The sequence below is a fragment of the Pseudomonas sp. KK4 genome, from assembly GCF_001984065.1.
Lineage (GTDB): Bacteria > Pseudomonadota > Gammaproteobacteria > Pseudomonadales > Pseudomonadaceae > Aquipseudomonas.
In genome coordinates, this window is the sequence record NZ_LYVP01000011.1 from 15,541 (window position 1) to 36,484 (window position 20,944).

Consider the following 20,944-nt stretch of genomic DNA (forward strand, 5'->3'; position numbering starts at 1 on the left):
ACAAGGCACAAGACCCTTGTGCAAATCGAGTGCGACCCGCTGCGGTACATATCTGTTTTAACGTCTCTTATTGCTGTTGTTTCGCAGTACATTCCCATCAGGCAATTGCGCTTTTTTCATGAAAAGTTCGAACTTAAGCTGAGTGCTCTTATCAGTTTCAAGGTCGTTCAACATGGATGTGAAAACGAGCAATATAAAGCTGCCTGCCCTAACGCCTGCTCAACAAGGCGTTTTTTTTGATTTGATCAAAAAGCAGACGCCTGGCTGGCTGCTGCAATCTTCAGATGAACTACGCAATAAACTGTATGAAAGCCTGAAAGCCAGCTTCTTGACCCGCCAGGCGGCGCTGGATGATTTACGAGCGTTGAAATCGCCGCAGGCATTCTGCGCACCCTTACTGGCAAAGGCCATGTCCTCCAAGCTGGGCGAGCCGTTCGACGTAGAGGGTGTAGTCTTTCAGCATGTCCGGTCGACGTCGAGCTTGCTGGGCTTGCGAAAAAAACTGGTCCTGCCCATTGAAAGGGACCTGCTGACAGCTGCCTGTGAAAACTTCGAAGAATCGGAAACCAAACCCGGCAACTATCACGAAAGTTCATTGATTTACTTGCCCGAGCGAATGACCGGTCGCCCCAACAAAGTACTTTCCATCAATCCCCATGAGTTCGCGGGACTGTGTCGGGCCCTTGATCTGGGTAAACAATATCAAGCCCACGTCAAGGCACTGTTCGGTGACGGCACTCAACCGGGTGCTTTGCGCGATAAGTACATGGCCTGTGCAAAAGACCAGTTTGAAGTTGCCCGCCATATCGCGATGATGAAAAAACACATCAGCACCGATGCGTACCAGATGCTGAAGTCTGTGTCGGATGCCAGCCCATCGATCAAATTCGGCAAAAACACCCTGAGCTTTCAACGCCTGGAAATGTTCGGGGTCAAGTTGAATGGCCCGATGTTCATCGGGCCTGTCAGTGAATCCGTCAACGAAGATTATCGTTGCGTGGTGTACATACCCGACGATCCTTCACACCCCTTGAAGGAGTACCCGTCGTTTACCCGCTGCGAAGTGGAGTTGAGCAATCGCCTGAAAACCCCTGATTTTCGCAACTTCTTCCTGCGTTTCATTGCGCTGGAGGATCGCGAACGCTTTCTCAAGGGGCTGGACGCCAAACTGCTGAACCCACCGAAGACCCCTTTGCCCGCGTCCAGCTTTTACGCCCAGGTCACCGGTTTCGACCTGTCCGCTGAGATGAAAACCGACTTGTTCCTGGCAATGTATCGTCAGCGTGCCGCCCAGGTCATTGCCGATTCGCGGTTGCTGGTGGTGCCGACCGGTGACGAGGATGAAAAGAGCCGTTTGGCCAGGCTGGAGACCTACGAAAACATCGGCATCAACATCGCGCTGTTTTTCGCCTCGTTCGTGCCGGTGGTGGGTGAAGTCATGTTTGCCGTGGCCGGTTTCCAGTTGCTGCAGGAGGTCTATGAAGGCGTCGACAGTTGGGCGCGTGGCGAACAGGAGCAGGCCGCCGACTATTTTTTCGATACCCTCGAGAATCTGATCCTGATGGCGGCTATCAGCGCTGGCGCTGGTGCGGCAGGCAAGGCCTACAAGGCGGTGCGGGCATCGGAGTTTGTCCAGGGGCTGAGGACGGTGTCTGTGACGGACGGTGCCGTGCGGCTATGGAAGCCCGATTTGAGTGCTTATCGCCGGCCGCTGCCGCTACGGCCAGGCATGCCGTTCAATAGGCAAGGGTTGGTCTCGCGCAATGGCCACCGTTATTTGCCAGTCGGCTCCGATGGCTACGCCGTGCAACCGGTGCCGGACACCGGCCTGTGGACGATTCAGTCGCCGGGCCGCTACTCGCCGGTACTCGAAACCAACGGTGCAGGCGCATGGCGTCATGCATCGGAATTGCCCCAGAACTGGACCCTGCTGACCCTGTTCCGGCGTTTGGGGTATCGCAACGACGAACTGTCGGACACCCAGGCCTTGCAGGTGCTGGCAGTGACCGGTCTCGACGAAAAGCCCTTGCGTGAGTTGTATGTCGATCGCCGCAAGCCGATGGCGGCATTGATCGATACCGCGCGTCGCTTCCGTGCGGACGCCGACATCACACGCTTCATTGAACAGATGCGCACACCGGCCACCGCGCCCTACGCCGATGCCGATCTGCAGTTGTATCTACTGACCACTCTGGGGAAATGGCCACGGACCACGGCCGTCAGCATCACCGACATTGTCGGAACGGAGGTCGCGCGCTACGGCTCGACCGCCGCCAGCAAAACCATCAGGATCAATGACGCGCTGCTGCCCAAGGGGCAGTTCCACGCAAAGCTGTGGGAGGCCCTGAGTACCGATGAACGTACCCTGCTGCGGGGTTCGAGCGATGCCGAGTCAGGCGCAGCGACCCGGTTGCTGACTGACCTGATCGCCGCGAAAGCGCAGTCAATGCGCCTGAGCCTTTTCGATCGGCTCATTCGTCGCACCGACATCCTTCAACAGGAAAAGGCCGACCCTGTCCGCAAGGCGTTCGACGAGTTGCCTGCCAGTGTCGCCGATGAACTGGTCGAGCATGCCGATCTCGGTGAGTGGCAGGAGCTGGAGGCGGGACGGTTGCCACTGCGCCTGGCTGAAGAAGCGCGACGCTATGTGCAGGTGCTGCGGTTGAATCGGGCCTATGAAGGGCTGTTTCTCGATGCCTCCAGCGACCAGGGGACCTATCTGCTGGTACTCGATACCCTCGCAAACCTGCCCGGCTGGCCGAAGGACGTGTCTGTCGAGATCACGGAATGGGCGGTGCATACTGAAGAAAAACCCGACCTGGGTTCGAGTGAGGCGGCGTACAAGGTGCACATCGACGCCTACGCTGACCGCTATGAAGCCTCGGATGCCAAGTACAACCTGCTGTCCAGGCATTCAGGGCGCACCCGCCGACATTTTTTCCAGACGTTGCGCGAAAGCCTGCCCGCACACGCTCGCAAAAGCCTGGGCATCGAAGCGGACGATGGCGGTGTCCACCTGCAGAAAAAAATCACGGCACTGGCCCTGCAACGGCGTGACGCCATCGCTCAGGTGATCGGTATCGAGTCCGTGCGCGCAGGGTACAGGTCGCCCATGGGCCTGGCCGATCGACCCATCGAGCAGTCGATCGCACTGTCCCTGCCGGCAGACACCGTCACCGTGCGCCATTCGCCTGCGCTGGTGCAGCGCGCCAAGGAACTCTATCCATTGCATCGTGCGGCGCAGATCGATCGATTCCTGAGGGCGCTGGGCACCGATGACGTGCTGGCGCTCAGGGCGCTCGAAAGCCTGCGGCTGGAGTATCAGAACATCCGCACGGCGCTGGAACACTGGGTCCATCGCGACAGCTATTACCAGGAGGGCGATGGCCCCAGGCTCAGGGTGCCGCGACACAGCAAGGCGCGGGCGCAACAGGCGATTCTGCGGGCCTGGCGCAAGGAAACCGAGTTCACCCTTGAGGGCGCGCAAGCGTTGTACCGCTTGACGTTCGATGCCCAAACGCTGGGTGACATGCCGGTGATCGTCGGTGACTTCAGCCACATCGGCAGGCTGGAGATGAACAAAGTGGGCGGCAGTGCCGGGCTGAACGCTTTTCTGCGCAACTTCACCCAGCTGCGAACGTTGAGCCTGACCGGCAACCGGTTGACACGTGTTCCTCAGGCGGTAGCGGACATGCCGGCTCTGACGCACATGGACTTGAGCGACAACCAGATTCATCTCACCCCCGAAGCCGTCACAGCGCTGGCCAGCAAAGCGCATCTGCAAAGCCTCAACCTGAGCTTCAACCCTGGTCTGGGCCGAGTGCCGACGGTCCACTCGCTGCACAGACTGCGACACCTTGCACTGCGTGCCACCGGGATTACCCAATGGCCGGCAGGCGCGGGCGAACTGCCGGAACTGCAGCACCTGGACTTGCGCGACAACGCCATCGTGGAGATTGCGCCGGCTGTCTTCAAGGCTCGCTCGGAGTTGAATCAGGGCACCAATGTCGATGGGAATCCGCTGTCAGCGTCCAGCCTGAAAGCGATTGCTGCCTATCAACAGGCGCATGGCATCAATCTGGGGGTGATCACGGTCGACTATCGTCCGGTTACCGCTGCGCTGCCGACGCCGGACCCACGGGGCTCCAGATGGATCACCGGCCTGCCCGTCGCAGAAGTCACCCGTAAGCAGACGCTGTGGACGTCGCTGGCGGCTTACTCATATTCCGCAGACTTCTTCTACCTGCTGGGTCAACTGATCAGTACGGCCGATTTCAGGCGGCTGCCGGGTGCCTTGTCGCAACGCGTATGGGATGTGCTCGAGGCGGCGGCAGAAGATGACACCTGGCGGCGCTCGCTGTTTCAAATGGCGCGCATCGGGCGGGTCAGTGGCGAAGATCCTTCGGCGTTGTTCGCCAATCTGGAAGTGCGCGTCCTGTGTTTTCGAGCCATGGCCGCCGCGCGCACGGGCACCCGTTCGTTGGAAGGCGAACTGGTGCGTTTGATGAGAGGCCTGTTTCGCCTGCAACAGGTCGAACAGCATGCCCTGAAGGACCTCGCGACCCGCACCGGTGCCGGTGCGTTCAGTCGCGAACAGGCGCAGGAACTCAGCCTGGCGTATCGCATCGGCCTGGCGCAGCGCCTGGACCTGCCGGCACAGCCGAACGAAATAAACGTCAGGCTGGACGTCGAGGTCTCGGCCAAACAGCTGGAAGACACCTTCGAGGCCATCGTCAAGGCAGAAACGCCCACTGCATTGCTGGCGTCGGCCAATGCCCGAGGGTTCTGGTACGAATACCTGGTGACCACTTATCAGAACCAGTTCACCGCCGTCTCCGATCGCACGGTGCAAGGCCTGGTGCAACTCGAAGCGCAGACCGATCTGCCCCGGGCAACTGCCAGCCAGCGCCTGAAGGCGATCATGGAAAACGACAGAAACCAGAACCAGCAACTGATCCAGCGCCTGACCAACGAGGCCGTGGCCAGGCATCCGGGGCTGACCCGCGCCAGCCATCCACAGGGAGTGAACAAATGACCAAGGACGAACTGCGCGCGCTGGCCGAAACCGCGCTGCCACAAACCCCGTGCCAGTACGGCGAACAGATGATCCGCGAACAGTGGGGCACGGACCTCGATCCATTGGCCACGCAACTGGTCACCCTGCATTACGATGACTGGCTGCGCAGCGAACACGACGGCAGCCACCGGGGGCGGGTGGCGAGTTCGCAGTCCCTGGTGCAGGTGCTGCTGTCCAACTACCAGACCGTGGGCGATGGACGCTTTGGCGAAACCGCCTTCGGTCTCTACACCCCGCCGGATGTCGGCCCCACCGTGCACATCATGGACGGGCCGCAACCTACGGATGACCATCGGACCTACGAAGGCATCTACCGGCGCACCGTGCCGCAGACCTATGGGCCACAGACGCAAGTCAAACTGCGGCCAGCGGACTTCAAGCGGTGGGTCTGGACGCTGTTTTTCGATGAGCAGTACCAGGCCTATGTCGACAAGACCTGGCCGTCTGACGCGGTGATCACCGGGGGAGGGGCCTGCCCGCTGAGGACATCGACCAAGGCCGCATTTGTCATGACGGCCTGGCTGCAGCGTCAGGAACATTGCCTGACTGAAAAAGGCCTGCGACTGGCCATGCAGGCGGCAGGTTTTCCGCCCGGGCAAACCTGGGGCGGGCTGACGATGGCCCGGTTGCAGGCGTCGACGCGCGTGTCGTCGCAGATCGAGGCGAGCAGGCTGAGGATCTACCGGTACACCGCCACGGATATCTGGTGCTACCGCGACCGCACCACTGGCAGGATGTTGCTCCATGTTCCCGCAAACTCCTCACCCCTGCATGAGTTCGCCGACCGCCACCATTTGCACCGATGGGTCGTGACGCAGGGCAAAAATGCCGAAACCAGACAGGCACTGGCGTTGCATTTCGCCGCTGAAGATCGCCGCGACGGTACCTTCCATGCCGGCGTCATCACCGCGCTGGAGGGCATGGCGATCTATCCGGATCAGCATCGACTGACCCGGGAGGCCGGCTTCTTCAACAACGACGGTTATTGGGACCCGAGCGACTACATTGGTTTCGAAATCGCGCCTTCGGATACCGATCCCTTTGCCCAGCTTGTGCTGACCATGAAGCAGGCGGCCCAGGCCAGTGTCGCAAGCATTCGCAACGATGCCCAAGTCAACCGCGACAACTTGAGCGCGGTCGTCGAACCGATTGTCCATTGGGTCAGCCAATTCGGGCCGTTGGCGCTGTTTGTTCCGGGGGGCGAGGGGGTGATAGCCCTGGCAGGGCTGATCGATGCCGGTTTTGGCCTGGAACAGGCCATCGAGGGTGAGACCGCCAGCGAGCGTTCCCAGGGCGTGACTCGCACGGTGTTTGGCGTGCTCAATGCGCTGCCGTTGGCTGCAGGCGTTGCCTCGATCGGTCGTGAGGGCGTGGAAGAGGGGGTGTTGATCGAAGACGGAATCGTTGGCGGATCCGCTTCAGGGTCGATTGCCGATTCCGCTGTAAGCGCGACGCCGACCCGTGTTGATCTGCTGCGAGGCGTCGGTGCACCGGCCGACACGTTCAGCGATGAAGTACTGGCGCAGATCGGCAGGGTCAGTGCGGTCGACGACGACATGCTGCGCCTGATGCAGGCTGGACGCGCGCCGACGCCCTTGCTGGCCGACACCATTCAGCGCTTTCGTATCGATCAGGATGTCGTCGGGCTGGCCGATTCGCTTGTTGCCCGCAGCGAGTTGTTCAACAGCCGTTACCAAACCCTGCAAGCGTCCGAACACGAGTGGGTCCGGTTGTTTCAGCGGCAGTATCCGGATCTGCCCAAGGCCGCGGTGGAACAGATGCTCGACCGTTATGGCGTCGACTTCACCGCCGCGCCTGAGCCGGATCAGGCCAGGGAGCTGTTCAGGCAACTGGACAGCAAGGCCCGCCAGTGCGGGCAGCATGTTCGCCTGAACCGGGCGTATGAGGGCCTCTATCTGCGCTCGATCACCCATGCCGAGTCCGACATCCTGGCTCTGCACTCACTGCAAAACCTGCCCGGCTGGCCCGAAGGCCTGCGCATCGAGGTGCGCGAGGGGTCGCTCGCCGGTCGCCTGCTCGATCGCATCGGGCCGCTCGCTTCCCGTGATTGTCGGGTGGTTGTCAGGTCGGCAGAGGGCTATCGGGTGAATGGCGCTGTCGTGAGTGATTTTTATGAGGGTATGGCGGGCGTGCTGTCCTTGGAAGAGCGTTCGGCGATGGGGTTGTTATCCGCCGATCCGGGCGCGCAATTGAAACTGAAAGTCGGCGAGCGACCGTTGTCCCGCTCGGCGTTGATCCTGGGTCTGGGCAGGATGGATTCGGGGTTGCCCTTCGAGGCCGGGGGTTTGAAGGGCGGTGGCTATCCGGGCACGCCTCAGGACGCGGCCCTGACCTGCCAGGTATTGAGGTTGCAGGTAAAGGATATCTACCCCGAATTTTCCGATGGCGAGGCCGAGGCGTTGTTGCAGCGTTTGGAAGGCGGAGCACAGCAGCATATTGATGAGCTGAGGCGACAACTGCACCAACTCTACAGGGACATTGACAAGTGGATCGATCGATTGGGAAGAGATATCGACCAGATGGATATCCCGTTCCTGCAAATGGGCGATCCCGGTACTGAAAACCTGACTCACGCACAAATTGCCGTACGAAATGCAAGATTGATCCAGGACACCCTGCACCAGGAAGCCAGGATGCGAAACGAACTGGCGGATGAACTGATTGATATCTGGAGAAAGCGCGCGCCGCAGCAACCCAGCCACTACTCGGGCAATCATGTGGACGGTTTCGTGATGAACATGAGCCACGAGAACTATCACCGGCTGCCGAAGTTGAATGTGCGTTTCAACGATGTCGTGCAACTGAATCTGCGAAATTTCCACGTGACCCAGTTTGAGACCCTGGATCGTTTTCTGGAGCGGTTCCCGAATTTGCGTGAGTTGAACCTGCAAGACACGGACCTGCGGTTCATCAACATCGACGGCGACCTCGAAAGCCAATTGCCGCCCACCATTGCGCAGTTGCAGCACCTGACGACGTTGAACCTGCGTGGCACCCAACTGGCCTTTCGGGAAACCACGGCGGCGCAGTTGAGTTCGCTGACCCACCTGCAATCGCTGGACCTCAGCGACAACCCGTTGGGCGTCCCGCCGGTGGTGCTGGGGATGGACCGGCTACGTTCGCTGAACCTGAACAACACCGGTATCACACGATGCCCGGTAGGGATCAAGGATCAGCCCTACCTGACGACCCTCGATTTGCGCAATAACCAGATCCGCCGTGTGCCCCAGGCCGTGCTCAATCAGGCGATCGCCAGGGACCGGGTGCTGTTGTGGAACAACCCGCTGGATGATGAAGACACCTTGCAACGGCTGGTTGAGCACCGGCAACGAACCGGCATCAACCTGTGGTTGAGTGCGCCTGGCCAGGACTATTCAAACCCGGCCGCCTGGTTACACGGCATGGAAGAAGGGGCACGCCATGCGCGATTGGAAATCTGGCAGCGTCTGGCACTTCGGCCACAGGGCGGGCGGCTTCTGGGGACGATCAACACCCTGAGCCTGACTGCGGATTTCCGGGTCGGTTATTTCGATCTTCGGGCACGGGTCTGGCACTTGTTGACCCAGGCCGATGCGTCAGAGGCGTTATGGAGCCGATTGACCCAGGATGTGCGATTGCCGCAGGGGGCATTGGACAACCCGTTCGCCGCGTTCACGGCACTGGAAGATCGAGCGCGGCTGTACGCCGATTGGGTGGCACTGGGACGGCCGTTTCCGGCAGGAGAGGAGGGCCTGTAGGCGCGAGCTCGCTCGCGATGGACTCGAGAACACCGCGGGGCATCAGATGCCCCGCGTTTTCGTTAACGACCCTCGCGAGCGAGCTCGCTCCTGCAGTGGGTTCGGATCAGCGACGACGGAACAGCGGCAGCGGTTCGTCAGTGGCGGCCTGATAGGTCACCGAGAAGTCCTTGAGACCTTCCAGGGCTTCGTACGGGTCTTTGTCCGGGCGAACGGCAAAGGCGTCGAAGCCGCAGCGGCGCATGTAGAACAACTGGTCGCGCAGCACATCGCCAATCGCCCGCAGTTCGCCTTTGAAACCGTAGCGGTCGCGCAGCAGGCGGGCGTTGGAGTAGTTGCGGCCGTCGGTGAAGGCCGGGAAGTTCAAGGCGATGACCTGGAACTGATTGGCGTCTTCACCGATGGCCTCGGCTTCTTCATCGGCGTCCAGCCACACGCCCAGGCCGCCGTCGCGGGCCAGGAGCATGCGGCTGTGTTCGCGCCACAGCTGCAACGGGACAATGTAGTCGTCGCAGTTGGTGATTTCGTCGATGTTGAAATCCTTGGGCAGCAGGTGCCAGGTTTCGTCGACGACTTCGTTGTTCTTAATGATTCGCTGCATAGACGCGTTCCTTGAAGAGGTCGATGCCAATACGCTGGTAGGTGTCGATGAAGCGCTCGTCTTCGGTACGTTGTTCGATGTACACGTCGATCAGCTTTTCGATCACGTCTGGCATGGCTTCCTGGGCGAAGGACGGGCCGAGGATCTTGCCCAGGCTGGCGTCGCGGCTGGCGCTGCCGCCGAGGGAAACCTGGTAGAACTCTTCGCCTTTCTTGTCCACCCCGAGGATGCCGATGTGGCCGACGTGGTGGTGACCGCAGGCGTTCATGCAACCGGAGATGTTCAGGTCCAGTTCACCGATGTCGAACAGGTAGTCCAGGTCGTCGAAACGGCGCTGGATCGATTCGGCGATCGGGATCGACTTGGCGTTGGCCAGGGAGCAGAAATCACCGCCAGGGCAGCAGATGATGTCGGTCAGCAGGCCGATGTTCGGGGTGGCGAAACCTTTCTCGCGCAACTCGCCCCACAAGGTGAACAGTTTGTCCTGCTCGACGTCGGCCAGGATGATGTTCTGCTCGTGGGAGGTGCGCAGTTGGCCGAAGCTGTAGCGGTCGGCCAGGTCGGCGACGGCGTCGAGCTGCTTGTCGGTGATGTCGCCCGGCGCAACGCCGGTCGGCTTCAGGGACAGGGTCACGGCCACATAACCCGGCTTCTTGTGCGCCAGGGTATTGCGGGTGCGCCAGCGGGCGAAGCCCGGGTGTTGCTGGTCGAGCGCGGCCAGGGCGGCGCTCTGGTCGTCCAGTGCCTTGTAGTCCGGGTCGACGAAGTGTTTGGCGACACGATGCACTTCGGCTTCGGTCAGCGTGGTCTGGCCACCGCGCAGGTGTTCCATTTCCGCATCGACTTTCTGCGCGAAGACTTCAGGCGTCAGGGCTTTGACCAGGATCTTGATCCGGGCCTTGTACTTGTTGTCTCGACGGCCATAGCGGTTGTAGACCCGCAGGATGGCGTCGAGGTAGCTCAACAGGTCCTGCCACGGCAGGAACTCGTTGATGAACGCGCCGACCACCGGGGTACGGCCCAGACCACCGCCGACCAGCACACGGAAACCCAGTTCGCCAGCGGCGTTGTGCACCGGCTCAAGGCCGATGTCATGGACTTCGATGGCGGCACGGTCGGAGGTCGAACCGTTGACGGCGATCTTGAATTTACGCGGCAGGTAGGCGAATTCCGGGTGGAAGGTGGTCCACTGGCGGACGATTTCGCACCATGGACGCGGGTCGATCAACTCGTCGGCGGCGACACCGGCGAACTGGTCGGTGGTGACGTTGCGCAGGCAGTTGCCGCTGGTCTGGATCGCGTGCATCTGCACGGTCGCCAGTTCAGCCAGGATGTCCGGGATGTCTTCCACCGCCGGCCAGTTGAACTGCACGTTCTGCCGGGTACTGATGTGGGCATAGCCCTTGTCGTAGTCGCGGGCAATCTTGGCCATCATGCGCATCTGGCGCGAAGTCAGCTGGCCGTAAGGCACCGCCACCCGCAGCATCGGCGCGAAGCGCTGGATGTAAAGCCCGTTCTGCAGGCGCAGGGGGCGGAATTCTTCTTCGCTCAGCTCGCCTGCCAGATAGCGTCGGGTCTGATCACGGAACTGCTTGACGCGGTCCTCGATGATCCGCTGATCGTACTCGTCGTATACGTACATATAAGTCCTGTTCTCAGGCTTGGGTCGCTCGGATTCAGCTGCGTTTTTTTGCGCTTGCCGCAGTCCAAGAGCCTCTGCAATTCTGCGCGCACGGCCGCGCACTCCCTACGGAGCCGGGGCAAGATACCAGTTTGCAGTTATGCGCAAAAGTGATGTTTGAATATATGTAAAGAACCAAATCGCCTAACGGGAAAAGTGATCGGCTAACCCACATTTGTCGTGCGGACAATCATCGTCTTAACTGTGGTCGAGTGTTTATGCAATCACCGATAAAACCGACAAGAGGCGATGCAATGAGCAACCCAACCAAAGCAAGGAAAAGCGACAGCACGGTCGATGCCTGGGCGATTCTGTTCCTGATCATTCTGGTCGTTGGCACAGCGATATTTTGGGTGAGTCATCAGTAAAACAATGGTCTGAGCCCTGTTTCGACGATTGTCGGACAAAAACCGGAATAAAAGACGTTTGGTCCAGGTTCGCTGGCTATAATGCGCGGCGAATTTCCGGGGGCTCGGACAACCAATGTTGAAGTTTCTGTGTGGCGTGTTGCTGGCGCTGGGTACGGTCATGTCCATGGTCATGGCGCCCAATGCTCAGGCCGCTTCGGTACTGTTTCTCAATCCGGGCAACACCACGGAAGCGTTCTGGGTCAGTTACTCGCAATTCATGCACGCCGCCGCCAGGGACCTGGGCATGGACCTGCGCATCGAATATTCGGACCGCAACTCCGACACCACCATCCGACAGGCCCGTGAGGCGCTTCAAGGTTCGAAGCGGCCGGATTATCTGGTATTCGTCAACGAACAATACATCGCCCCGGAGATCCTGCGCCTGGCCCAGGGCAGCGGGGTGAAGCTGTTCATCGTCAACAATGCGCTGACGCCGGACCAGATGGGCCTGCTCGGCGCTCGCCCCGGCAAATACCCCGACTGGATCGGCAGCCTGGTGCCCAACGACGAGGAAGGTGGCTACCTGATGCTCAAGGAGCTGATTCGTCTGCATGGGCCGGTGCCGCCTGGTCAGTTCATTGATCTGCTGGCGTTCTCCGGGCTGAAAATCACACCGTCCGCGCAATTACGTGAGCGGGGTATGCGCCGGGCGCTGGCCGAACATCCGCAGGTGCGTTTGCGTCAGTTGGTTTACGGCGGCTGGACCCGGGAGCGGGCTTACGAACAGGCCAGGCTGCTGTTCAAGCGTTATCCGCAGACGTCGCTGGTCTGGACGGCCAACGATGAAATGGCTTTCGGCGTGATGCGTGCCTTTGAGGAGTCGGGCGGAAAACCCGGCAAGGATGCGCTGTTCGGCACCATCAACAACTCGCCGGCGGCCTTGCACGCGTTGCTGGACAACCGCCTGAGCGTATTGCTGGGCGGGCATTTCAGCCTGGGTGGCTGGGCCATGGTGGAGTTGCATGACTTCGACGAAGGGATCGACATCAGTCAGTACGGTGGTCGTGATCGTCAAATCCCGCTGTTACAGGTGATCGACCGCGCGCAGGCCAAACGCCTGCTGGCGATGAGCACGGCAGCGAATTTCGGCGTGGATTTCCACAAGCTCTCTGCCAAGGGGCAGCCGACGTCGTACCGATACCCTTTCAGTCTGCAGACCCTGATGCACTAGACCTTCACCAGATGCACCACCAGTTGCACAATGCCATAGAGCGTCAGCGCAAAAACCGCCGTGAATACAATCCCCAGAATCACGAAATGACTGGGCTTGCCGTGGGTGAAGTCCCGCGCGCGATTCTTCCCGCTCTGTACCCCGAACGCAGCGGCCATGACGCTGTGCAGCATTTGCCAGAAGGTCGGCGGCTTGTTGTCGACTGGATCGTCCATAAACCCCTCGTCACGCAGGTGTGAAGGGTAAGCATAGACAATCCAGCGTGAACAGAAAGCAAATGTGGGAGCGGGCTTGCTCGCGAAAGCGGCGGGTCAGCCAACATCCATGTTGAATGAAAAACCGCCTTCGCGAGCAAGCCCGCTCCCACAGGGATCGCCTTTACTCGTCGTAACCCAGGTTCGGCGCCAGCCAGCGTTCGGTCACGCTCAGTTCCTGGCCTTTGCGTGAGGTGTAGCTCTGCACCTGGTCTTTATCGATCTTGCCCACGGCGAAGTATTGCGCCTGCGGATGCGCGAAGTACCAGCCGCTGACCGCCGCCGCCGGGAACATCGCGTAGTGCTCGGTGAGGAACACGCCGCTGCGGCCGGCGCGCATTTCGCTGGCCTCGGGGTCGAGCAGGGCGAACAGGGTGGCCTTCTCGGTGTGATCCGGGCAGGCCGGGTAGCCCGGGGCAGGGCGGATGCCGCTGTATTGCTCTTTGATCAGCGACTCGTTATCCAGGGTCTCGTCCTTGGCGTAGCCCCAGTGCTCCTTACGCACCTGTTGGTGCAGCCACTCGGCGCAGGCCTCGGCCAGACGGTCGGCCAAGGCCTTGACCATGATCGAGTTGTAATCGTCGCCTGCATCCTGATAGGCCTTGGCCACTTCTTCGGCGCCGATGCCGGCCGTGGTGATGAAACCACCCACGTAGTCGGTCAGCTCGCTGTCTTTTGGTGCCACAAAGTCAGCCAGGGAGAAGTTCGGCTTGCCGTCGGTCTTGATGATCTGCTGGCGCAGATGGTGCAGCTTGGCCAGCGGCTTGCCATGATCGTCATAGAGTTCGATGTCGTCGTCACGCACCTGGTTGGCCGGCCAGAAACCGAACACAGCGCGGGCGCTGATCAGCTTCTCGTCGATCAGCTTGGCAAGCATTTCCTGGGCATCGGCGTATAGCGCAGTGGCGGCCTCGCCGACCACTTCGTCCTGCAGAATGCGCGGGAACTTGCCGGCCAGGTCCCAGGAAATGAAGAATGGCGTCCAGTCGATGTATTCGGCCAGCACCTTCAAGTCGATGTTATCGAGCACCTTGGCGCCGGTGAACGTCGGTTGGACCGGCGTGTAGGTGCTCCAGTCGAACTGCGGCTTCTTCGCAATCGACGCGGCGTAGCTCAGGCGTTCGGTACGGGCACTGCGGTTGGCAGTACGTTCACGGACGTCGATGTATTCCGCGCGAGTCTTCTCGACAAAACCGGCCTTGAGTTCCTTGGACAGCAACTGCGTGGCCACGCCCACGGCGCGGGAGGCGTCGGTGACATAAACCACCGCATCGTTGCTGTACTTGGGCTCGATCTTGACCGCCGTGTGCGCCTTGGAAGTGGTCGCACCCCCGATCATCAACGGCAGGTGGAAGTCCTGGCGCTGCATCTCGCGCGCCACGTGGACCATTTCATCCAGCGACGGGGTGATCAGGCCGGACAAACCAATGATGTCGCACTTCTCTTCCTTGGCCACTTGCAGGATTTTCTCCGCCGGCACCATCACGCCCAGGTCGACGATGTCATAGCCGTTGCAACCCAGCACAACGCCGACGATGTTCTTGCCGATGTCGTGCACGTCGCCCTTGACCGTGGCCATCAGGATCTTGCCCTTGGCTTCCGGCTTGTCGCCTTTTTCCGCCTCGATGAACGGGATCAGGTGCGCGACCGCCTGCTTCATCACCCGGGCGGATTTCACCACCTGCGGCAGGAACATTTTGCCGGCGCCGAACAGGTCGCCGACGATGTTCATGCCGGACATCAACGGCCCTTCGATCACTTCGATCGGGCGAGCGAACGACTGGCGCGACTCTTCGGTGTCTTCAACGATGTGGGTGGTGATGCCCTTGACCAGCGCATGCTCCAGACGCTTGTTGACGTCCCAGTTGCGCCACTCTTCGGTCTCGGCTTCCTTGACGCTGCCGTCGCCCTTGTACTTGTCGGCGATGGCGAGCAGGGCGTCGGTGCCTTCCGGCGTGCGGTTGAGGATCACGTCTTCCACGGCGTCGCGCAGTTCCACCGGGATCTGATCGTAGATCTCCAGCTGGCCGGCGTTGACGATGCCCATGGTCAGGCCGGCGCGGATTGCGTACAGCAGGAACACCGAGTGGATCGCCTCGCGCACCGGGTTGTTGCCACGGAACGAGAACGACACGTTGGACACACCGCCCGAAGTCAGGGCGTACGGCAGTTCATCACGGATGTAGGCGCAGGCGTTGATGAAGTCCACGGCATAATTGTTGTGTTCTTCGATGCCGGTGGCCACGGCGAAGATGTTCGGGTCGAAGATGATGTCTTCCGGCGGGAAGCCGACTTCATTGACCAGGATGTCGTAGGAGCGCTTGCAGATTTCTTTCTTGCGCGCTTCGGTGTCGGCCTGCCCGGCTTCGTCGAAGGCCATCACCACCACGGCCGCGCCATAGCGCTTGCACAGTTTGGCGTGATGAATGAACTGCTCGACGCCTTCCTTCATGCTGATCGAGTTGACGATGCCCTTGCCCTGGATGCACTTGAGGCCGGCTTCGATCACTTCCCATTTCGAGGAGTCGATCATGATCGGTACACGGGAGATGTCCGGCTCGCCGGCAATCAGATTGAGGAAGGTCACCATGGCCTTCTTCGAATCGAGCATGCCTTCGTCCATGTTGATGTCGATCACCTGGGCGCCGGCCTCGACCTGCTGCAGGGCGACTTCCAGGGCTTCGGTGTAGTTGTCTTCACGGATCAGGCGGGCGAACTTGGCGGAACCGGTGATGTTGGTGCGCTCGCCGACGTTGACGAACAGCGAGTTGCGATCGATGGTGAACGGCTCCAGGCCCGAGAGGCGACAGGCCTTTGGAATTTCCGGGATCTCGCGCGGTGCGTAACCGGCCACTGCTTTTGCGATGGCCTCGATGTGGCCCGGGGTGGTGCCGCAGCAGCCGCCGACGATGTTCAGGAAGCCGCTCTGGGCGAATTCTTCAATGACCTTGGCGGTTTGCGACGGCAGTTCGTCGTACTCGCCGAATTCGTTGGGCAGGCCGGCGTTCGGGTGCGCCGATACGTGGGTGTTGGCCTTGTTCGACAGCTCTTCCAGGTACGGACGCAGTTCGCTGGCGCCCAGGGCGCAGTTCAGGCCGACCGAAATCGGTTTGGCATGGGCCACCGAGTTCCAGAACGCTTCGGTGGTCTGGCCGGACAGGGTACGGCCGGAGGCGTCGGTGATGGTGCCGGAGATCATGATCGGCAACTCGAGGCCCAGCTCTTCGAACACGCCCTGCACAGCGAAGATCGCGGCTTTGGCGTTCAAGGTGTCGAAGATCGTTTCGATCAGGATCAGGTCGACGCCGCCCTCGATCAGGCCTTTGGTGGCCTCGGTGTAGTTTTCCACCAGTTCATCGAAAGTCACGTTGCGATAGCCGGGGTTGTTCACGTCCGGCGACAGCGAGCAGGTACGGCTGGTCGGGCCCAGTACGCCCGCGACGAAGCGCGGCTTGTCCGGGTTCTCGTGGGTTTTCGCATCGGCGACCTTGCGCGCCAGGCGAGCGCCTTCTACGTTCAGTTCGTAGGCCAGTTCTTCCATGCCGTAGTCGGCCATGGAGATCCGGGTGGCGTTGAAGGTGTTGGTTTCCAGGATGTCGGCACCGGCATCCAGGTAGGCTTTCTCGATGCCACTGATCACGTCCGGACGCGTCAGCACCAGCAGGTCGTTGTTGCCTTTGACGTCGCTCGGCCAGTCGGCGAAGCGTTTGCCACGGTAATCCTGCTCTTCGAGCTTATAGCTCTGGATCATCGTGCCCATGCCGCCGTCGAGAATCAGAATGCGCTCTTTGAGGGCGTGCTTGAGAGCTTGAAGGCGGACGCTGCGATCGGACATGTGGACTACTCGGTAAGGCCATGACGAAGGGACGGGATAATAGCAAACCTGTGCTCTTTTAGAGCATGTCGGGGTTTTGCATGAATATCGCTCATGTTGGTGTGGCCTTGCCCCCGGTAGAATCGCAGCGTTTTTTCAAGGATCGGGACCAGGGCATGTCGTATCGCGTCGTCATCGGCAGTGTGTTGCTGCTATTAAGTTGGGGCGCGATGGCGCAAGGGCCGGCCATTTCTCCTGCTCTTTCCTATACCCGAGACATTCAACCGATCTTTACCGAGAAGTGCGTGGCCTGCCATGCCTGCTACGACTCGGCCTGTCAGTTGAACCTCGGCAGCGGCGAAGGCGCGGCGCGCGGTGCGAGCAAGACCCCGGTCTACGACGGCGAACGCACCCAGGCCGCCGCGCCGACCCGGCTGTTTTACGACGCCTTCGGCAAGCGTGCCTGGCAGCAAAAGGGTTTTTACTCGGTGCTCGACGCACAGGGCAGCCAGGCAGCATTGATGGCACGAATGCTTGAGTTCGGCCATCAGGCGCCGCTGCAGCCCAACGCCAAATTGCCGGACGACATCGTTCTGGGACTCAACCGCGAGAACATGTGCGCGATGCCGGCCGAGTTCGACGCCTACGCCAGCTCTCATCCGAAACAGGGCATGCCCCTGGCGGTCACCGGCCTGACCGATCAGCAATACCAGACCCTGCAGCGCTGGCTGGCGTCCGGTGCGCCGATCGACGAGCAAGGCCTGGTGCCCAGCGCCAGTGAAGCGCTGCAAGTGGTGCAATGGGAAAACCTGCTCAACGCACCAGGCGCCCGGCAGAGCCTGGTGGCGCGCTGGTTGTTCGAGCATTTGTTCCTGGCGCACATCTATTTCAAGGACGGCGAGCCGGGGCATTTCTTCCAGTGGGTACGGTCGCGTACACCGACCGGCCAACCCATCGACCTGATCAACACCCGTCGTCCGGATGACGACCCGGGCACCGTGGTTTATTACCGTTTGTGGCCGGTGCAGGGTGTGATCGTGCACAAGACTCACATCACCTATCCATTGAGCCCGGCGAAGATGGCCCGGGTCAAAAGCCTGTTCTACAGCGGCAACTGGCAGGTCGACGCACTGCCGGGCTACGGGCCGTTGCACCGGGCCAACCCGTTTGCAACCTTTGAGGCGATACCGGCGCAGGCGCGTTACCAGTTCATGCTCGATAACGCCGAGTATTTCGTGCGCACTTTCATTCGCGGCCCGGTGTGCCGGGGGCAGATCGCCACGGACGTGATTCGCGACAACTTCTGGGCGTTGTTCCAGGCGCCTGAGCATGATCTCTACATCACCGACCCCAACTTTCGCGGCCAGGCTACGCCGTTGCTGGCGATGCCGGGGCAGAACGACGACGTCGGCAGCGTGCTGAGCCTGTGGCACGACTACCGTGACAAGCGCAACGAGTACGACGCCTTGCGCCGGGACAGTTATGCAGAGCTGCCGGCACCGAGCTGGTCGACGTTGTGGGCCGGCAACGACAACGCGTTACTGAGCATTTTCCGGCATTTCGACAGCGCCGCCGTGACCAAGGGCCTGATCGGCGATGTGCCGCAAACCATCTGGCTGTTCGACTATCCGCTGCTCGAACGCACCTATTACCAGTTGGCGGTGAATTTCGACGTGTTCGGCAATGTGTCCCACCAGGCCCAGACGCGCTTGTACTTCGACTTGATCCGCAACGGTGCCGAACAGAACTTCCTGCGCCTGATGCCCGCCGACTCACGGGATGGGTACCTTGATGACTGGTACCAGAGCAGCGGCCAATTCAAGATGTGGATGGACTATGAGGCCATCGATGACGACAAGCCGACGGCGCTGAAACTCGACGCCAGGGACCCCAAGCGTGATTTCGCCATGCAGTTGATTGCCCGCTACGGCGAGCTCAACGCCAAGCCCGATCCGATCAATCGATGCGACAATGCCTATTGCTCACGACCGAACATCGACCCGGCACTGCAGAATGCCGAGCAAGCCTTGAGTCGCCTGGCGTCGCGGCCGGCAGCGGGGCTCAAGGTCATCGAGCAACTGCCCGAAGCGACCCTGTTGCGGGTCGAAACCGCCAACGGCCAGCGGGTGGTCTACAGCCTGCTGCGCAACCGCGCCCACAGCAATGTGGCGTTCATGCTGGGTGAATCGCTGCGGTACCAGCCGGGGCTCGACACGCTCACCATTTTCCCTGGGGTTCTCAGCAGTTACCCGAACTTCATCTTCAACATCCCGGCCGATCAGGTGCCGGCCTTTGTGGATGCCATGGAGAACGCCAAGGATGCCAATCGCTTCGAGAAAATTGTCGAGCGCTGGGGCATTCGCCGCAGCCACCCGCAGTTCTGGCAGTACTTCCACGACCTGAGCCGCTATATCCACGAGACCGAACCGGTGGAAGAGGGCGTGCTGGACATGAATCGCTACGAGAACCTCTGAAACACCGGAAAACCAGTGTGGGAGCGGGCTTGCTCGCGAAGGCGTAGTGTCAGACGACGCAATGGCGACTGATACCACGCATTCGCGAGCAAGCCCGCTCCCACAGGGCAATCGGACTTTCTTTTCCCGACAAAAATACTAGGACTTTGTCCGCGGCGATGATTGGCGTAAACTGCGCCCAAGCCTGCGAGGAGTTTCCATGACCGCTATTACCATCACCGACGCCGCCCATGATTACCTGGCTGATCTGCTCTCCAAGCAGAACACCCCGGGCATCGGCATCCGCGTTTTCATCACCCAGCCTGGCACCCAGTACGCCGAAACCTGCATTGCCTACTGCAAGCCGGGCGAAGAAAAACCCGAAGACACGGCGCTGGGGCTCAAAAGCTTCACCGCCTACATCGATCACTTCAGCGAAGCCTTCCTGGACGACGCTGTGGTCGATTACGCCACCGACCGCATGGGCGGCCAGCTGACCATCAAGGCGCCAAACGCCAAAGTGCCGATGGTCAACGCCGACAGCCCGGTCAACGAGCGCATCAACTATTACCTGCAAACCGAAATCAACCCGGGGCTGGCCAGCCACGGCGGTCAGGTCAGCCTGATCGATGTAGTCGAGGACGGCATTGCCGTGCTGCAGTTCGGCGGCGGTTGCCAGGGCTGCGGTCAGGCAGACGTGACCTTGAAGGAAGGCATCGAGCGCACCTTGCTCGAGCGCATCCCCGAGCTCAAGGGCGTCCGTGACGTGACCGACCACACGCAGAAAGAAAACGCCTACTACTGAGTAAGGTGTTCGCTGCGAACTGAAAACGGCGCTGTGGCGAGGGAGCTTGCTCCCGCTCGACTGCAAAGCAGTCGCCCGTCAATCGATGCATTTTCCGTGATGAATGCGTTGGATGATGGAGGGATCGCTTCGCGGTCCAGCGGGAGCAAGCTCCCTCGCCACAGGTGCTTCAGGGGCGAAACAGGTGAGCATGCCCCGCCCGATACAGCGACGACTCACTGAACTGATCACTGCCCAGCACCCGACCCACCAGAATCAACGCCGTGCGTCGAAAGCCCTTGGCAGCCACTTTCCCGGCAATATCCTCCAGCGTCCCCACCACCCAATCCTGATCCGGCCAGGTCGCCCTGTGAATCACCGCGATCGGACAATCTGCGCCGTAATGCGGCACCAGTTCGTCGACGATACTCTCCAGGTGATTGACACCCAGATGGATTGCCATGGTCGCGCCATGCTGCGCCAGGCTGGAGAACGCCTCACCCGGCGGCATCGTGGTCTTGTCCGCATAACGGGTCAGGATCACGCTCTGCGACACGTCCGGCAACGTCAGCTCCGCGCCCAGCAGCGCTGCGCAGGCCGCGGTGGCGGTCACGCCCGGGATGATTTCAAAGGGGATGTCGAGCTCGCGAAGGTGGCGAATCTGTTCGCCAATCGCGCCATACAGGCTCGGATCGCCAGAGTGCACGCGGGCCACGTCCTGACCCTTGGCGTGGGCAGCCTTGATCAATTCGATGATCTGCTCCAGGTGCAGTTCGGCGCTGTTGACCACTTGTTCGGCACCATGGCCTTCCAGCACGGCGGCGGGCACCAGTGAGCCGGCATAGATGATCACCGGGCAACTGCGAATCAGCCGCTGGCCTTTGACGGTGATCAGTTCCGGGTCGCCGGGGCCGGCGCCAATGAAGTAGACGGTCATCGTC

At 60.7% G+C, this 20,944-nt stretch carries 11 protein-coding genes; 5 read left to right on the forward strand and 6 right to left on the reverse strand.

Annotated features, from left to right (window positions below; genetic code table 11):
• Positions 1 to 219: 219 nt before the first annotated feature.
• On the reverse strand, positions 220 to 411 hold the full coding sequence (locus B0W55_RS31075) for a hypothetical protein (protein WP_256576218.1): 192 nt from the start codon (positions 409 to 411) through the stop codon (positions 220 to 222).
• Between B0W55_RS31075 and B0W55_RS06450 the strand changes: the two genes are divergently transcribed.
• Both B0W55_RS06450 and B0W55_RS06455 read left to right on the forward strand, forming a co-directional pair.
• Positions 410 to 5,035 carry an NEL-type E3 ubiquitin ligase domain-containing protein gene (locus B0W55_RS06450; protein ID WP_256576219.1) on the forward strand — a complete coding sequence of 1,542 codons (4,626 nt, stop codon included), beginning with the start codon at positions 410 to 412 and terminating at the stop codon, positions 5,033 to 5,035. The two genes, B0W55_RS31075 and B0W55_RS06450, sit on opposite strands and share 2 nt — an antisense overlap.
• On the forward strand, positions 5,032 to 8,835 hold the full coding sequence (locus B0W55_RS06455; protein ID WP_077045183.1) for a dermonecrotic toxin domain-containing protein: 3,804 nt from the start codon (positions 5,032 to 5,034) through the stop codon (positions 8,833 to 8,835). The genes B0W55_RS06450 and B0W55_RS06455 overlap by 4 nt, the downstream gene beginning before the upstream one ends.
• 106 nt (positions 8,836 to 8,941) lie before the next feature.
• Here B0W55_RS06455 and B0W55_RS06460 read toward each other — a convergent pair whose 3' ends face one another.
• Together B0W55_RS06460 and B0W55_RS06465 are read right to left on the reverse strand one after the other, a co-directional pair.
• Positions 8,942 to 9,436, reverse strand: a complete 495-nt coding sequence (locus B0W55_RS06460) for a DUF934 domain-containing protein (protein ID WP_077045184.1) — start codon at positions 9,434 to 9,436, stop codon at positions 8,942 to 8,944.
• Positions 9,420 to 11,078: a nitrite/sulfite reductase gene (locus tag B0W55_RS06465; protein ID WP_077045185.1), complete on the reverse strand. Its 1,659-nt coding sequence runs from the start codon at positions 11,076 to 11,078 to the stop codon at positions 9,420 to 9,422. Before B0W55_RS06465 ends, B0W55_RS06460 begins: the two co-directional genes overlap by 17 nt.
• Positions 11,079 to 11,600: 522 nt before the next feature.
• Between B0W55_RS06465 and B0W55_RS06470 the strand changes: the two genes are divergently transcribed.
• On the forward strand, positions 11,601 to 12,698 hold the full coding sequence (locus B0W55_RS06470) for an ABC transporter substrate-binding protein (RefSeq protein WP_077045186.1): 1,098 nt from the start codon (positions 11,601 to 11,603) through the stop codon (positions 12,696 to 12,698).
• On the opposite strand, the gene B0W55_RS06475 is transcribed toward B0W55_RS06470, so the two are convergent.
• Positions 12,695 to 12,913 carry a DUF2970 domain-containing protein gene (locus B0W55_RS06475; protein ID WP_077045187.1) on the reverse strand — a complete coding sequence of 73 codons (219 nt, stop codon included), beginning with the start codon at positions 12,911 to 12,913 and terminating at the stop codon, positions 12,695 to 12,697. The genes B0W55_RS06470 and B0W55_RS06475 overlap by 4 nt on opposite strands.
• A gap of 163 nt (positions 12,914 to 13,076) precedes the next feature.
• The gene (metH, locus tag B0W55_RS06480) at positions 13,077 to 16,787 is read right to left on the reverse strand and encodes a methionine synthase (RefSeq protein ID WP_077045188.1); all 3,711 of its coding nucleotides are present in this window, start codon (positions 16,785 to 16,787) and stop codon (positions 13,077 to 13,079) included.
• A 155-nt stretch (positions 16,788 to 16,942) separates the two neighbouring features.
• Between metH and B0W55_RS06485 the strand changes: the two genes are divergently transcribed.
• Positions 16,943 to 19,240 (forward strand): fatty acid cis/trans isomerase, encoded by a 2,298-nt coding sequence (locus B0W55_RS06485; RefSeq protein WP_077045248.1) that lies wholly within the window; start codon positions 16,943 to 16,945, stop codon positions 19,238 to 19,240.
• Positions 19,241 to 19,439: 199 nt separating this feature from the next.
• Positions 19,440 to 20,024, forward strand: coding sequence for a Fe-S biogenesis protein NfuA (gene nfuA / locus B0W55_RS06490; RefSeq protein ID WP_007912592.1), 585 nt, complete (start codon positions 19,440 to 19,442; stop codon positions 20,022 to 20,024).
• A gap of 169 nt (positions 20,025 to 20,193) precedes the next feature.
• Here nfuA and cobM read toward each other — a convergent pair whose 3' ends face one another.
• Positions 20,194 to 20,940 carry a precorrin-4 C(11)-methyltransferase gene (cobM, locus tag B0W55_RS06495; RefSeq protein ID WP_077045189.1) on the reverse strand — a complete coding sequence of 249 codons (747 nt, stop codon included), beginning with the start codon at positions 20,938 to 20,940 and terminating at the stop codon, positions 20,194 to 20,196.
• Between the last annotated feature and the right edge of the window lie 4 nt (positions 20,941 to 20,944).

What these genes read in the sequence shown, in the direction of transcription:
- B0W55_RS06475 (WP_077045187.1), bottom strand. Translation starts at nt 12,913, where the DNA reads ATGGACGATCCAGTCGACAACAAGCCGCCGACCTTCTGGCAAATGCTG.
- B0W55_RS06450 (WP_256576219.1), top strand. Translation starts at nt 410, where the DNA reads ATGTCCTCCAAGCTGGGCGAGCCGTTCGACGTAGAGGGTGTAGTCTTT.
- B0W55_RS31075 (WP_256576218.1), bottom strand. Translation starts at nt 411, where the DNA reads ATGGCCTTTGCCAGTAAGGGTGCGCAGAATGCCTGCGGCGATTTCAAC.
- B0W55_RS06470 (WP_077045186.1), top strand. Translation starts at nt 11,601, where the DNA reads ATGTTGAAGTTTCTGTGTGGCGTGTTGCTGGCGCTGGGTACGGTCATG.
- metH (WP_077045188.1), bottom strand. Translation starts at nt 16,787, where the DNA reads ATGTCCGATCGCAGCGTCCGCCTTCAAGCTCTCAAGCACGCCCTCAAA.
- cobM (WP_077045189.1), bottom strand. Translation starts at nt 20,940, where the DNA reads ATGACCGTCTACTTCATTGGCGCCGGCCCCGGCGACCCGGAACTGATC.
- nfuA (WP_007912592.1), top strand. Translation starts at nt 19,440, where the DNA reads ATGACCGCTATTACCATCACCGACGCCGCCCATGATTACCTGGCTGAT.
- B0W55_RS06485 (WP_077045248.1), top strand. Translation starts at nt 16,943, where the DNA reads ATGTCGTATCGCGTCGTCATCGGCAGTGTGTTGCTGCTATTAAGTTGG.
- B0W55_RS06455 (WP_077045183.1), top strand. Translation starts at nt 5,032, where the DNA reads ATGACCAAGGACGAACTGCGCGCGCTGGCCGAAACCGCGCTGCCACAA.
- B0W55_RS06465 (WP_077045185.1), bottom strand. Translation starts at nt 11,078, where the DNA reads ATGTACGTATACGACGAGTACGATCAGCGGATCATCGAGGACCGCGTC.
- B0W55_RS06460 (WP_077045184.1), bottom strand. Translation starts at nt 9,436, where the DNA reads ATGCAGCGAATCATTAAGAACAACGAAGTCGTCGACGAAACCTGGCAC.